12 protein-coding genes are annotated in these 14,304 nt (G+C 73.3%); 2 read left to right on the forward strand and 10 right to left on the reverse strand.

From position 1 onward, the window contains the following. Positions 1–108 precede the first annotated feature (108 nt). Complete coding sequence (locus ACGFT1_RS28200) at positions 109–252, forward strand: hypothetical protein (RefSeq protein ID WP_163010758.1); 144 nt, start codon at positions 109–111, stop codon at positions 250–252. 274 nt (positions 253–526) lie between these two features. Here the strand turns inward: ACGFT1_RS28200 and ACGFT1_RS28205 are convergent, their stop codons facing one another. The 8 genes from ACGFT1_RS28205 to ACGFT1_RS28240 all read right to left on the reverse strand — a co-directional run bounded on the left by ACGFT1_RS28205 (position 527) and on the right by ACGFT1_RS28240 (position 10,310). Continuing rightward, positions 527–1,684, reverse strand: coding sequence for an SUKH-4 family immunity protein (locus tag ACGFT1_RS28205; RefSeq protein ID WP_373911795.1), 1,158 nt, complete (start codon positions 1,682–1,684; stop codon positions 527–529). Between the two features lie 131 nt (positions 1,685–1,815). Beyond that, positions 1,816–1,941 (reverse strand): hypothetical protein, encoded by a 126-nt coding sequence (locus ACGFT1_RS28210; protein WP_373911796.1) that lies wholly within the window; start codon positions 1,939–1,941, stop codon positions 1,816–1,818. Continuing rightward, complete coding sequence (locus ACGFT1_RS28215; RefSeq protein WP_373911797.1) at positions 1,938–4,247, reverse strand: xanthine dehydrogenase family protein molybdopterin-binding subunit; 2,310 nt, start codon at positions 4,245–4,247, stop codon at positions 1,938–1,940. Before ACGFT1_RS28215 ends, ACGFT1_RS28210 begins: the two co-directional genes overlap by 4 nt. Continuing rightward, positions 4,244–6,466, reverse strand: a complete 2,223-nt coding sequence (locus ACGFT1_RS28220; RefSeq protein WP_373911798.1) for a 2Fe-2S iron-sulfur cluster-binding protein — start codon at positions 6,464–6,466, stop codon at positions 4,244–4,246. The genes ACGFT1_RS28215 and ACGFT1_RS28220 overlap by 4 nt, the downstream gene beginning before the upstream one ends. Continuing rightward, the gene (locus tag ACGFT1_RS28225; protein WP_361990652.1) at positions 6,463–7,356 is read right to left on the reverse strand and encodes an FAD binding domain-containing protein; all 894 of its coding nucleotides are present in this window, start codon (positions 7,354–7,356) and stop codon (positions 6,463–6,465) included. Before ACGFT1_RS28225 ends, ACGFT1_RS28220 begins: the two co-directional genes overlap by 4 nt. A gap of 224 nt (positions 7,357–7,580) precedes the next feature. Continuing rightward, positions 7,581–9,218, reverse strand: a complete 1,638-nt coding sequence (locus tag ACGFT1_RS28230) for a beta-N-acetylhexosaminidase (RefSeq protein ID WP_373911799.1) — start codon at positions 9,216–9,218, stop codon at positions 7,581–7,583. A gap of 196 nt (positions 9,219–9,414) precedes the next feature. After that, the gene (locus ACGFT1_RS28235; protein WP_356823894.1) at positions 9,415–9,708 is read right to left on the reverse strand and encodes a DUF3039 domain-containing protein; all 294 of its coding nucleotides are present in this window, start codon (positions 9,706–9,708) and stop codon (positions 9,415–9,417) included. 29 nt (positions 9,709–9,737) lie between these two features. Continuing rightward, positions 9,738–10,310 (reverse strand): YqgE/AlgH family protein, encoded by a 573-nt coding sequence (locus ACGFT1_RS28240; RefSeq protein ID WP_373911800.1) that lies wholly within the window; start codon positions 10,308–10,310, stop codon positions 9,738–9,740. 266 nt (positions 10,311–10,576) lie between these two features. Here ACGFT1_RS28240 and murA point away from each other — a divergent pair, with 266 nt between their 5' ends. Next, on the forward strand, positions 10,577–11,917 hold the full coding sequence (murA, locus tag ACGFT1_RS28245; RefSeq protein WP_356823896.1) for a UDP-N-acetylglucosamine 1-carboxyvinyltransferase: 1,341 nt from the start codon (positions 10,577–10,579) through the stop codon (positions 11,915–11,917). Positions 11,918–12,151: 234 nt separating this feature from the next. Here murA and ACGFT1_RS28250 read toward each other — a convergent pair whose 3' ends face one another. After that, entirely contained in the window at positions 12,152–12,433 is a 282-nt protein-coding gene (locus ACGFT1_RS28250) for an HU family DNA-binding protein (protein WP_023550134.1), read from the reverse strand. A gap of 293 nt (positions 12,434–12,726) precedes the next feature. Further along, positions 12,727–14,142: an NAD-dependent malic enzyme gene (locus tag ACGFT1_RS28255; protein ID WP_373911801.1), complete on the reverse strand. Its 1,416-nt coding sequence runs from the start codon at positions 14,140–14,142 to the stop codon at positions 12,727–12,729. Positions 14,143–14,304: the final 162 nt, after the last annotated feature.

The following is a 14,304-nucleotide window of genomic DNA, read 5'->3' on the forward strand; positions in this document are numbered from 1 at the left end:
CCCCCAGCGGCTATCGTGGGTGCACGGGGACACAGGCCAGGCGCGCTCCGATGGATGGGGAAACGGGTGCAGAACGGGCAACACCGCCCTGATTCAGCGGATCTCGTCGTGGCCGGATGCGGATGGCTGCTCATCGTGGCCGTGATCTCCCTGCCCGGCCTCCTGCTGAAAGACGGACCGCTGACCGCATACATGGCCACTGTGGGCGGACTGATCGGCTTCCTCTGGGCGCGCAAGAGGCTGCACCGCTGACGGGCCTTGCTCCCTGACCAGAGGCACCCTGGGCAAGCCGGACCTTCCGGCTTGCCCAGAGCTGCAGTCACTCAGTCGCCAGGGTGCCATCCAGGCCTCCGAATCCGTCTCGGTCTCCAGATCAGGCCATGGCCGCTGTTGACCACCCATGAGACCCATGACAGCCCGCTCGGGGAACTGAGCGCCAGCTGACGCGTGTGCCGACAGCGTCACGCGCAACGGCAGGGGGGTGGGGCGAGTGGGCGGATGCGACCGACGCACGGGACCCGCGGGTTCAGAACACCCCGCTCGTCTCGTCCCGGAAGAGGTCCGTCCAGTAGTGCCAGGTGGTGGACGGCAGGGTGCCGGTGGGGTCCAGGGTGTTGAGGGTCTCGATCATGGCGGCGGCCAGGTGGTCGTAGGCGCGGGTCGCCAGTTCGTGGCCGAGGTGGGCGTCGATGGTGCGCTCGTGGTGGACGAGCCACAGGGTGAACGCCAGGGTGGAGACGTCGGTGTTGAGGGGGTGGAGCGTCGCCTCGGGTTCGTCGAAGGTGAGGACCGCACCCGTGCGCCCGTCGACCAGCAGGCTGGTCTGCTCCGGCAGGCAGCCGAGGCGGATCAGGTGGTCGCAGTGGGCCGGGAGCCGGTCCGCCGGGTGACCGGCGCACTCCTGTACGACGTACTCCCGCAGCGTCGGCAGCGGCACGTCCGTGTCGGCGTGGAAGAAGACCGCCTCCTCCGGCAGCCCCGTCCCGCGCAGGAAGCGGCGCGTCGGTTCGTGCGTGAGCGTCGCCGGGAAGTCGACCTCCTCGAAGCGGGCCACCCTGCCGTGCCCGAACTGCTGGTCCAGCAGGCGCGCGGGGAGGTCGAGGGTGAGGCCCGAGGCCGTGCCGGGGCCGGCGACGAGGGAGAGGGGACGGATCAGTGCCGCCGCCTTCCAGTACGGCGGGACCTCGCCGCCCGTGCCCTCCTGGAACAGGGCGAGGAGACTGCGGGAGGCCTCGGTCGCCGTCTCGGGGCCGTACCGTCCCGCCAGGGCGGCGAACCGGCCGCGCAGGCCCGCGAGTTCCTCGGTGACCGCGGCGAAGCGCAGCAGCGTGTGCAGGGAGGGCGCGAAGGGGCAGGGGGCGGACGGGGCGACGAGGTGGGCCGTCGTCAGCTCGCCCGTGACACCGTCGAGCAGGATCGACTCGCGTGGCATGCCGGCCGGGGTGAGCAGTTCGCCTATGACCAGGCGGCCGCGCAGCTCCTCCGCCAGACCGAGGGGGCCCTCCGTGGCGTCGGCGAGCGTGCGCAGGCCGTATGTACGCAGCGGGGAGAAGGTCAGCGGGCCGGTGTCCGCGGGCAGGCCGGGACCGGTGAGCAGGCCGCGCGTCGGTGCGTGGGTGACGTAGCGGTCCAGTTCCGCCTCGGTCAGTGTGATCGCCGGCATCCCGGCCTCGGTCGTGCTCATCGCTCCCCCGCGATCTCCCCCGTGCGTGACAGGCGTGCGTACCACGTCGTACGCGGCCCCCGGTCAGGTGCCCCGACTGCCGCGCACACTACGCCGCCCCACTGACAACGGCCCTCACCAGGAAGGACGTCTCAGGTCAGGTAGATCCCGCCCAGCACGACGGCCACGGCCGCCGCGGCGAACAGCAGGATCCAGAGGATCAGCTTGCCCGCGCTGGGCGGGGGTTCGTAGCGGGGCTCCCGGCCGGGAGTGCTCACCGGTCGGCCACCACGGCCGCCTGGGGGCGGATGGGGAGGCGGTTGACGGGACGGCCGGTGGCCGCGCGGACGGCGGAGGCGATCGCCGCCGGGGCCGTCACCACCGGGACCGCGCTGACCGACTTGGCACCGAAGGGGGCGACGACGTCCCGTTCCTCGACCAGTGTGACGATGCGGATGTCCGGGGCGTCGAGGGCGGTCGGCAGGGCGTAGCCGGTCAGGTCGGGGTGGCGGACCAGGCCGCGCGGGGTGCGCAGGTTCTCGGTGAGCGCGATACCGACGCCCTGGGTCACGCCGGCCTCGATCCGGGCCGTCAGCTGGGCCGGGTTGAGGATCCTGCCGACGTCCTGGGCCACCGCCAGCTCCACCACCCGGACCGAGCCCAGCTCGATGTCGACGTCGACCACCGCGCGGATCGCGCAGAAGGCGAGCCCGACGAAGGCGTCGCCCTGGCCGGCGGCGTTCAGCGGCTCGGTGGGGTGCGGGCGGCACTGGGCCGTCGCCCACAGCTCCTTGCCGTCCAGCGCCTCGGTGACCGTCGTGGACAGCACACCGTCGTACGAAGTGATCTTGCCGTCGGTGATCTGGAGCAGCTCGGTGGACATGCCGAACTTGTGGGCGAGGGGCTGGAGCAGCTGGGTGCGGACCATCTTCGCCGCCCGCTCCACCGCACCGCCCGACACCCAGGTGTGCCGGCTCCGGCAGCCCGCGCCGGCCGGCGGCTGGTCGGTGTCGACCGGGGCGACGTGGACCTCCTCGATGCCGAGGGTCTCCTGCACGATCTGCCGGGCGAGGGTGGTGAACCCCTGGCCGGTCTCCACGGCCGCGCACAGCACGGTCGCGATGCCGTCGTGGACCTTGACCGTCGCCGTGGACACCTCGTCGGCGCCCTCCGCGCCCAGCATGTGCACCATGCCCAGGCCGTAGCCGACGCCCCGGCGCACCGCGCCGGGCTCGCCGGCGCCCTCGGGGCCGCCGGGCAGCAGCCAGTCCTCCTCGGGCATGTCCTTGGGCAGGGCGGGCAGCGGGGCGTCGCGGACGGCCTGGAGGAGTTCGGCGACCGGCGCGGGGCAGGTCACGGTCTGCCCGATCGGCAGGACGTCACCGGTGGCGAGGACGTTGCGCAGGCGCAGCTCGGCCGCGTCCAGGCCGAGTTTCTTCGCGAGCTTGTCCATCTGCGCCTCGTAGGCGGCGCACACCTGGAGGGCGCCCTCGCCGCGCACGTGACCGGAGGGCGGGTTGTTGGTGCGGACGGCCCAGCCCTCGATGAAGGCGTTCGGCACGACGTACGGGCCGCACGCGAAGGAGACGGCGGCGGCCAGCGCCTCCGCGGAGGTGTCGGCGTACGCGCCCGCGTCGAGCAGGATCTGCGCCTCGACCTTGACCAGCCGGCCCTCGGCGTCGGCGTGGTGGCGGTAGCGCAGCAGGGTGGGGTGGCGGTGGGCGTGGCCGAGGAAGGACTCCTCGCGCGTGGCGGTGAGTTTCACCGGGCAGCCGGTGCGGAGCGCGAGCAGGCCGAGCGGGAGCTGGAAGCCCTGGTCCTCGCGGTCCGCCGTGGCGCCGGGCACTCCTGTCACGACGATCTTCACCCGGTCGGGGGGCAGGCCGTAGCACGCGGCGGCCGTGTTGCGGTCGGTGTGCGGGTCGGTGGAGGCCAGGTACAGCTCCACGCCGCCGTCGGGGCGGGGCACGGCGAGGCCGGCCTCGGCGCCGATGGGGGCCGGGTCCTGGCGGCCGATGCGGTACAGGCCCTCGACCACGATCTCGCCGGCCGCCTCCGGGTCCCCGTGGTGCAGCGGGATGTGCCGGATCAGGTTGCCGTCGGGGTGCAGCGGCTCGGCCTCGAAAGCCTGTTCCGGGTCGGTGACCGGGTCCAGCACCTCGTACTCGACGATGACGGCGGCGGCGGCCATCCGCGCGGTGTCCGGGTGGTCGGCGGCGACCGCGGCGATGGGCTCGCCGTGGTGGCGTACGACCTCGGAGGCGAACACGGGCCGGTCGGGCGTGCCCCGGCCGTGGCGGGGCGTGCCGGGCACGTCCTCGTGGGTGATGACGGCGCGGACGCCGGGCATCTCACGCGCGTGAGTGGTGTCGATGGACACGATGCGCGCGTGCGCGTGCGGGGAGCGCAGCACGGCCGCCCACAGCAGGCCCTCGGCCCACAGGTCGGCCGCGTAGGGGAAGGTGCCCTCGGTCTTCGCGCGGGCGTCGGCGTGCGGCAGGGAGACGCCGAGGCCGTGCGGCGACGGCTCGGCTTCGGGAACGGGTTCCGCCGCGGTGGTCGCGATGCCGGCCTCGTTGCTCACGCCTGGCCTCCGTCCTGCCCGTAGTGCTGGTCCTGCGGTCCGGGCGCACCGTACGCGCCCGGGGTGTCGCCGTACGCGTCCGGGGTGTCGCCGTACGCGTCCTGCGTGTCGCCGTAGCCGTCGGGGGTGGTGTCGAACGCGGGCGGCGCGTGGGGCGCGCGCGGCGTGCCGAACACTCCCGGCGCCTCGAACGCCGACGGGTGGACGCCGCCGGAGCCGGGGCCCGCCTGGTGCGGGATGCGTGCCTCGTCCCCGTCCGTGCCGGGGCCGGCCTGGGACGCCTCGCGCTCGGCGACGACCTCCTGGACGGCCTCCAGCACGCCGCGGTAGCCGGAGCAGCGGCACAGGTTGCCGCACAGGGCCTGCCGCGTCTCCAGTTCGGTGGGCGCCGGGTTGCCCTCCAGCAGGTCGTGCAGGGTCATCGCGATGCCGGGCACGCAGAAACCGCACTGCACGGCACCGCAGCGGGCGAGGGCGCGCTGGACGTCGGAGGGCTGCCCGTCGGCGGCCAGGCCCTCGACCGTACGGACCTCGCTGCCGGCCGCGGTGACCGCCGGGACCAGGCACGAGGCCACGAGCCGGCCGTCGACCTGCACGTTGCACGCCCCGCACTCGCCCTGGGAGCAGCCGTCCTTGGCACCGGCGAGGCCGAGCCGTTCGCGCAGCACGTACAGCAGCGACTCGCCGATCCAGGCGTCGGTGACCGGGCGGTCGGCGCCGTTGACGCGCAGCACGAAGGAGGCCAGGGGGTGGTCGTCGTGCGGCGGGAGGGGTACGGCGGCCGGTTCCCCGGTGTCGTCGGTGGCGGCGTCCTGGTCGTCCGGTACGCCCTGGGCGTGCGTGGCCTCCTGGGCGTCCGTGGTCCCTTGGGCGTCCGTGGCCTCTTGGGCGTCCTGGGCGGAGTCCTCGGGGCCGGCCGGGGCGGGCGCGTCGGCGGCGGGCCGCGGTGTCGCGGCGTCGTCCGCGTCCGCCGGGTGCGGCTCCGCGGGGGCGTCCGGGTCCAGGGGGGCGCCCATGGCCGCCGCTGTCACGGGCCGCGGGGCGGCCGCCGGGTCCGCGGGCTCCCCGTGGCCCGCCGGAGCGTCACCGGGGCGTTCAGCGGCCTCCGCGAGGCCGTGGGCCTCCGTCTCCGCCCCGGGGGCGGCAGTGGACCGTGCGTGCGGGTCGTCGTCCACACCGGCGTCCGCCGGGCCGGTCTCGGCCGGAGCGCCGTCCGGGTGGCCGCCGTCGCGGTGACCGCCGTCCCCACGGGCACCGTCCACGTGAGCGTTCCCGGCGTGGCCGGACTCCTCGGGACCGGGGCCGGCACGACCGGTGTCGCCGTGGTCGAATTCCTCGGACCCGCTTCCGGCGCGAGGGGCGCCGGCGGGACCGAAGTCGTCGTGACCGGCCCCCTCCCGGCCTTCCTCCACATGACCGGCCGGGCCCTGCCCGTACCCGTCCTGCCGGACATGCCCGTCCTGCCGGACGTATCCGTTCTCGGGGACGTACCCGTCCTCGGGAACGTATCCGTCCTCCCGCACGAACCCGTCCTCCGGGACGTACCCGTCCTCCCGCGCGAACCCGTCCTCCGGGACGTACGCCTCCGGCGCGTGCGCCGTCGCGGCGGCCGCCGGGTGGGTGCCGGCGTGGCCGGGCGGGCCGGGGTGGCCGGGGGCCGCCGGCTGGGCCGGGGGGCCGTCCCAGGGGTGGCCCGCGCCGTCCGTCGCCCAGGGCGCGGGCGCGCCGCCGGGCAGGGTGGCCGGCGGGGTGCCGCCCCACTGCTCGACCAGCGAGGACGTCGTGAACTCGCCCGACTCGTCCGGCAGGTCGCCGCCCGCGACGGGGATGGACCACTGCCCGGTGACGTCGTGCCCCGGGGCGGCCGGTGCCGCGGGCTCCTCGAAGGTCCAGTGCTGGGTGGCACCGGGCCGGTACGTGAAGCGGTCGTCCGTGGCCTGCGGCGGGGCCGGCGCGGCGTTCGGGTCGGGCCAGTGGGCGCCGCCCTCGGGCGCGGGCCAGTCGTCCGGGGTGCCGTCGGCGTGCCTGGCCGCGATCCGCGGCGGCACGTAGCCGTGTCCCGGCGCGGCCAGCGGGCTGTCGCCGGACAGCAGGGCGTCGATGCCGCCCTCGGGGAGCCTGACGAAGGCGGTGGCGCCGTCGTCGTAGTCGCCCTGGGGCAGCGGGTCCCAGCGGCCGCCGCTGCGGGGCGCGTCCTCTCCGTGCTGGTCGTCGGTCACGACAGCGCCCTCCCCAGTGCTCGTCGGGCCAGCGCGGCGACGGTGCGCCGCAGGTGCAGTACGGCGGGCGGAAGCGGGGTCACCGAGCCGTCGGGCTCGGGCACCGGGTCGGGGATGCAGGCCGCGGCGACGTACTCGCCGAAGGCCCGCAGGGCCTCCGGGACGAGGGCGCGGTCGTTGTCCCAGTCGATGAGCTGCGCGACCCACTGCTCGGCCTCCAGCGGCCGCAGCGGCATCGGCGCTATGGCCCCGACGGCGCAGCGCACGCCGCGCCGGGCGGGGTCGAGGACGAGGGCGACGGAGGCCAGCGCGCGGCCCGGGCCGGTGCGTCCGGTGGCCTTCACGAAGACCTGCGGGGCGTGCAGCAGCGGCACGCGCACGTAGCCGATGAGTTCGCCGCCGCGCAGCAGCTCCATGCCGGCGAGCAGGTGCGACACCGGGATCTCCCGGCGCGCTCCGCCCGGGCCCGCGATGATCAGGGTCGCTTCCAGGGCGGCGAGCACCGGCAGGGCGTCCCCGGTGGGGGCGGCCGTGGCGATGTTGCCGCCCAGGGTGCCCGCGTTGCGGATGTGCGGCGGACCCGCGGCGCGCGCCGCGGCGGCGAGCGCCGGGATCAGGGCCGCGAAGTCGGGGCGGCCCATGCGGGCGTGGGTGAGGCCCGCGCCGAGCAGGGCGTGGCCGTCCTGGTACTGCCAGCCGCGGATCTCGCTGATCCGGCCGAGGCCCACCAGGGCGGCGGGCCTGAGCTGGCCGGAGTTGACGGCGGCCATCAGGTCGGTGCCGCCCGCGACGGGGACGGCGGCGGGCAGGGCGGCGAGGGCCGCCACGGCCTCGTCCAGTGTCGTGGGCAGCGTGACGGCCTGCGCCGCCTGCGGTGCGTGCGTGGTCAAACCGGCTGCCCCTTCCCGCTGCCCCACCTGGTCCCGCCTGTGCTGCCGTACGGTACGTGCTGACAGGGCGGACGACGCAACTCTGGCACATCTTCGCAAGGCTCGAACGCGGGGGTCCACTAGGAGGCATTCGCCCATCTCACCGGGGAGATGGTCCGGTTTCGCACGGCATCACCGGTGCGCGCGGATTGCCACTCTTCGGTGATGCTGCCAGGGTTTTTCCGTTACCTGTTCGGGGGCGGTCCCTCGATCGGGCGGCCGGGCACGCCGGGGCGCCGCTGCCACGGCCGCGGCCCGGCGGGTGGCCGGTAGCCGACACCGAGCGCGTCGAGCCGCCGGTAGTGGGCGGTCATCCGGCGGTCGAAGTCCGCGTAGTCCCGGTCCGCCGGGGCGGGCAGCCGGCTCCAGGCGACCTCGGCGAACGCCGCGAGCCGGGGAAACGCCTGGTAGTCCACGCGGGCGGAGTCCTCCAACGCCTCGGTCCAGACGTTGGCCTGAGTGCCCAGCACGTGCCGGGCCTCCTGACCGGTGAGCCCGGCCGGCACGGGCTCGAAGCGGTAGACGTCCTCCAGGGTGCGCACGAAGCCGAGCGGCACCGGCTCGTCCGCGCCGGGGGCCTGCCGGTGGTCCAGGTACACGTACTGCTCCGGGCACATGACCACGTCGTGACCGGCCCGGGCGGCGGCGGCCCCGCCCGCGTAGCCCCGCCAGGAGGAGACCGCCGCGCCCGGCGCGAGGCCGCCCTCCAGGATCTCGTCCCAGCCGATGAGGCGGCGTCCGCGCGCGGCGAGCCAGGCGTCGAAGTGCCCGATGAACCAGGACTGCAACCCGGCCTCGCCGTCGAGGCCGAGATCCGCGATGCGGGTCTTGGCGGTCACGGACTCGGCCCACTGCTCCTTGGGGCACTCGTCGCCGCCGATGTGGACGAACTCCGAGAAGCCGGCGGCGTCCGCGGGGAACAGCTCCAGGACCTCCTCGAGGACGCCCTCGTAGAAGCGCAGGGTGGTGTCGGTGGGGGCCAGTACGTTGGCGGAGATGCCCCAGGTGTCCCAGACGGCGAGGGCGGTGGTGTCGACGACGTCGGTGTTGCCGAGTTCGGGATAGGCGGCGATGGCGGCCTGCGAGTGGCCCGGTACGTCGATCTCGGGGACGACGGCGATGTGCCGCTCGGCGGCGTAGGCGACGATCTCCCGGATGTCGTCCTGGCTGTAGTAACCCCCGTGCGGTTTCTCCTCCCAGAGCGGTGAGGCGCGGTGGCCGAACTTCGTCCGTGGCCGCCAGGAGGCTTTTTCGGTCAGTTTCGGATAGCGCTTGATCTCGATGCGCCAGCCTTGGTCGTCCGTCAGGTGCAGGTGCAGGACGTTGAGTTTGTGCGCGGCCATCAGGTCCAGGTAGCGCAGCACGCCGTCCTTGGGCATGAAGTGCCGGGCGACGTCGAGGAGGAGGCCGCGCCAGCGGAACCGGGGGGCGTCCTCGACGGTCCCGCAGGGGACACGGAGGGCCGCGTCCGGCCGTACGGGGGCGCGCCGGAAGGCGTCGGGGCCGAGCAGCTGACGCAGCGTCTGGGCGCCCCAGAACACCCCGGCGGGTCCGCCGCCGCGGATCTCGACACCTCGGCCGGCGCCGATGACGAGCCGATATGCCTCGGGTTCCAGGGTGCCGTCCACGAGCAGCCGCAGGCCGTCGGGAGCGTCCCGGGGGCCGGGGCGCAGCGGCAGGCCCAGGGCGGCGCCGAGCGTCGCGCGCAGCCAGCGTTCGGTGCGTTCCGTGCCCGGACCGGCCCACAGTGCTGTGGCGGGGCCGAGCGGCACGCCGCTGCCCGCCGGTTCCTCGACGGCGCACGGCGCCGGAATCAGTTCCACGACCTCAACCCCTCACCCACGGCACGTTGCACCCTGCGCAACGGCGGTTTCTCTGCGCACAACGCACCGAAGGCTAGGGACTGCGGCGGCACCCCCACAAGAGGTCTGGACCAGTCGGGTGCGCGGAAACGCGGAGATCCCCGGGACGCGCCTCACGCGCGCCCCGGGGATCTCATCGCTCACCTGCCGGCCGGGCCTACTTGTCGCCGCCCTTGCCGCCCTTGCCCTTGTCGTCGCCGCCGCTGCCCATGGACTCGTAGATCTCCTTGCACATGGGACACACGGGGTACTTCTTCGGGTCGCGGCCGGGCACCCACACCTTGCCGCACAGCGCCACGACGGGGGTGCCGTCGAGGGCGCTCGCCATGATCTTGTCCTTCTGGACGTAGTGGGCGAAGCGCTCGTGGTCACCGTCGCCGTGGGACACCTGTGGCGTCGGCTCTACGAGGGTCCCCGTACCAGTCCCGCGCTCGGGCTCGAGAGTGCTCATACCGCCCAGGGTACTGAAGCTCACACGCATCAGTTGAGCGAAGGGTCGTCCGGATACGTGGCCACCATCGCCAGCTCGTTGCGTTGCCGGCGCAGCACCTCGCGCCACAGCCGCTCCGGGGCCGGCGAGGACACATCGCCCGGCTCGGACTCCACGACGTACCAGGCGCCCTCCACCAGCTCGTCCTCCAGCTGACCCGGGCCCCAGCCCGCGTAGCCGGCGAAGATGCGCAGCGAGCCGACCGCGGAGGCGAGCAGTTCCGGCGGGGCCTCCAGGTCGACCAGCCCGATCGCGCCGTGCACCCGCCGCCAGCCCAGTGGGGCGCCGTCGCCGTCCGCCTCGCCGGGGATCACCGCGATGCCGAGCGCCGAGTCCAGCGAGACGGGGCCGCCCTGGAAGACGACGCCGGGCTCGCCGGCGAGGCCGGCCCAGCCCTCCAGGATGTCGCCCACGTCCACCGGTGTGGGGCGGTTGAGGACGACACCGAGGGAGCCCTCCTCGTCGTGGTCGAGAAGGAGCACCACCGCACGGTCGAAGTTCGGGTCCGCCAGGGCGGGCGTGGCCACGAGCAGCCGCCCTGTGAGCGAGGACACCTCGGTCATGCCAGACATGATCCCGCATCTTCCCCTCGCATGGGGAGCCCATGAGGTGGACGCAGCTCAGGGCACGGGGAGCCGCCGCGGCGCGTACGGCATCCCGGTGACCCCTCGTGCCCGCGGGGGAACCGTTCGTGTTGTGACACGCCCATGACGCGACTGGGCGGTCCTCGGGCTTACGGGCGAGGGGTGATCGGCGATTACCCTGTCTTCCCGGCCCCTGCGCACAGTGATCGGCCGGCCCCTGACCAACTCATCGGAACGCGAGATTCATGACCGTCAACGACGATGTCCTGCTTGTCCACGGCGGAACCCCGCTGGAGGGCGAGATCCGTGTCCGCGGTGCGAAGAACCTCGTGCCGAAGGCCATGGTCGCCGCCCTGCTGGGCAGTGAGCCGAGCCGATTGCGCAATGTTCCGGACATCCGTGACGTGCGGGTCGTCCGCGGCCTGCTCCAGCTGCACGGGGTGACGGTCCGCCCGGGTGAGGAGCCCGGTGAGCTGGTGCTCGACCCGACGCGCGTCGAGAGCGCCAACGTGGCCGACATCGACGCCCACGCGGGTTCCAGCCGTATCCCGATCCTCTTCTGCGGCCCGCTGCTGCACCGTCTCGGCCACGCGTTCATCCCGGGCCTGGGCGGCTGCGACATCGGCGGCCGGCCCATCGACTTCCACTTCGACGTGCTGCGGCAGTTCGGCGCGACCATCGAGAAGCGGGCGGACGGGCAGTACCTGGAGGCGCCGCAGCGGCTGCGCGGCACCAAGATCCGGCTGCCGTACCCGTCGGTCGGCGCGACCGAGCAGGTGCTGCTGACGGCCGTGCTCGCCGAGGGCGTCACGGAGCTGTCCAACGCGGCCGTCGAGCCGGAGATCGAGGACCTCATCTGCGTGTTGCAGAAGATGGGCGCGATCATCGCGATGGACACCGACCGGACGATCCGCATCACCGGGGTGGACAAGCTCGGCGGTTACGACCACCGTGCCCTCGCCGACCGGCTGGAGGCCGCGTCCTGGGCGTCGGCGGCGCTCGCGACCAACGGCAACATCTACGTCCGCGGCGCCCAGCAGCGCTCGATGATGACGTTCCTGAACACCTACCGCAAGGTGGGCGGTGCCTTCCGGATCGACGACGAGGGCATCCGGTTCTGGCACCCCGGCGGCCAGCTGAAGTCCATCGCCCTGGAGACGGACGTGCACCCCGGCTTCCAGACGGACTGGCAGCAGCCGCTGGTGGTGGCCCTCACCCAGGCCACGGGCCTGTCGATCATCCACGAGACGGTCTACGAGTCCCGCCTCGGCTTCACCTCCGCCCTGAACCAGATGGGCGCGCACATCCAGCTCTACCGCGAGTGCCTGGGCGGCTCGAACTGCCGTTTCGGCCAGCGCAACTTCCTGCATTCCGCGGTCGTGTCCGGCCCCACCCGCCTCCAGGGCGCCGACCTGGTCATCCCCGACCTGCGCGGCGGTTTCTCGTACCTGATCGCGGCCCTGGCCGCCGAGGGCACCTCCCGGGTCCACGGCATCGACCTCATCAACCGCGGCTACGAGAACTTCATGGAGAAGCTCGTCGAGCTCGGCGCGAAGGTCGAGCTGCCGGGCAAGGCCCTCGGCTAGGGGCTTTCGTCCGGATCGGGCCGGCCCCCGCGGGCCCGGCATGATCCGGACGAGGGACCCCAGGTCCCACGGACGGCGAAAGGGCGGCACCCTCGATGGGAGGGAGCCGCCCTTTTCGGCGTCTTCGGCTGAGGCGCCCCGGAGGGGCGCGGGGAACTGCGCGACGAGCCAGATCGGACCCGCAGTCGCCCACGACACTCACGTGGGAGGGCGCTCAGAGCGGAGCGCTTACGCTTACTTGCCCTTGGCGGCTTCCTTGAGCTTGCTGCCCGCGGTCACCTTCACGCTGTAGCCGGCCGGGATGTTGATGGGCTCGCCGGTCTGCGGGTTCCGCGCGGTGCGAGCGGCACGGTGGGTGCGCTCGAAGGTCAGGAAGCCGGGGATGGTGACCTTCTCGTCGCCCTTGGCGACGATCTCGCCGACAGTCTCGGCGAACGCGGCCAGCACGGCGTCGGCGTCCTTGCGGGTCACCTCGGCGCGGTCGGCCAGCGCGGCCACCAGCTCACTGCGGTTCATGTTGTTACTCCCGTGTATTTCTTGCCGTTGGGGTGTGCCACGCGGCGCCGTCGCCCGAGGCACTGCGATGCCGATGCGCTCGCGCCCAGGGACGCATCCTGCCCCTACCTGCGGCGGGAAAGCCAATCCGGCACCCGTAGGAGTCGTGAGAACACCCTGGGGAGTCACACGAAAAGCGCCTGCTCGGCCGTCACCCTAGAGTGCGTGCGGCATCGGCCGGTTCCACGACGCGCCGGTGCGGGGGGCCGCCGTGGTGATGCTCACAGCCCCGCGCACCGAGCCGCACGCCGTGTCTAGACCGTCGCGCCGGCCGCCTTGGCGGCCTCGCGGACCGCGCCGGCGACGGCGCCCGCGACCTTGTCGTTGAAGACGCTCGGGACGATGTAGTTCGGGTTCAGCTCGTCCTCGCTGACGACGTCGGCCAGCGCCTTCGCGGCGGCCAGCATCATCTCGGTGTTCACCGTACGGGACTGCGCGTCCAGCAGGCCGCGGAAGACGCCCGGGAAGACGAGCACGTTGTTGATCTGGTTGGGGAAGTCGGAGCGGCCGGTGGCCACGACGGCGGCCGTCTGGCGGGCGATCGCGGGCTCCACCTCGGGGTCCGGGTTCGCGAGCGCGAACACGATGGCGCCGTCGGCCATGGCGGCCACGTCGTCGCCGTCCAGGACGTTCGGGGCGGAGACGCCGATGAAGACGTCGGCGCCGCGCACGGCCTCCTTCAGGGTGCCGGTGAGGCCCTCGGGGTTGGTGTTGTCGGCGATCCAGCGCAGCGGCGAGTCGGCGGGGGCGTCCACCAGGTCCTCGCGGCCCGCGTGGACGACGCCGTGGATGTCGGCGACGACGGCGTTCTTCACGCCGGCGGCGATCAGCAGCTTGAGGATCGCCGTGCCGGCCGCGCCGGCGCCGGACATGACCACCCGGATGCTCTCGACGGCCTTCTCCGTGACGCGCAGCGCGTTGGTCAGGGCGGCGAGGACGACGATGGCGGTGCCGTGCTGGTCGTCGTGGAAGACGGGGATGTCCAGGGCCTCGCGCAGCCGGGCCTCGATCTCGAAGCAGCGGGGGGCGGAGATGTCCTCGAGATTGATGCCGGCGAAGCCGGGGGCGATCGCCTTGACGATCTGCACGATGGCGTCGGTGTCCTGGGTGTCCAGGCAGATCGGCCAGGCGTCGATGCCGGCGAAGCGCTTGAAGAGGGCCGCCTTGCCCTCCATGACGGGCAGCGCGGCCTTGGGGCCGATGTTGCCGAGGCCGAGCACGGCGGAGCCGTCCGTCACGACCGCAACGGAGTTGCGCTTGATGGTGAGGCGGCGGGCGTCCTCTGGGTTCTCGGCGATGGCCATGCAGACGCGGGCCACACCGGGCGTGTAGACCATGGAGAGGTCGTCACGGTTGCGGATGGGGTGCTTCGACGCCATCTCGATCTTGCCGCCGAGGTGCATGAGGAACGTACGGTCCGAGACCTTGCCCAGCGTGACGCCCTCGATGCCGCGCAGCTTCCCGACGATCTCCTCCGCGTGGGCCGTCGAGGTGGCCGCGATGGTGACGTCGATACGGAGCTTCTCGTGACCGGACGCGGTGACGTCGAGGCCGGTCACCGAGCCTCCGGAGGACTCCACGGCGTTGGTGAGCTGCGAGACGGCAGTTCCGCTCGCGGGCACCTCCAGCCGGATCGTCATCGAGTAGGAGACGCTGGGCGCCGTTGCCATGGCCGACTTCCTCTGCTTTCACCGTGTCGCTAGTTGTGCCGTCCGATCGTCGCACCTACCGGTCAGTACGTGGTAGTCGCCCGGGATTGCGGACGTTGTGTTCACGGGACCGATCGACGGCTGCCTGTTTCCGGAAAATTACTTCCACCATACGAGAGTCGA

This window comes from Streptomyces sp. Y20 (genome assembly GCF_043195475.1).
Lineage (GTDB): Bacteria > Actinomycetota > Actinomycetes > Streptomycetales > Streptomycetaceae > Streptomyces.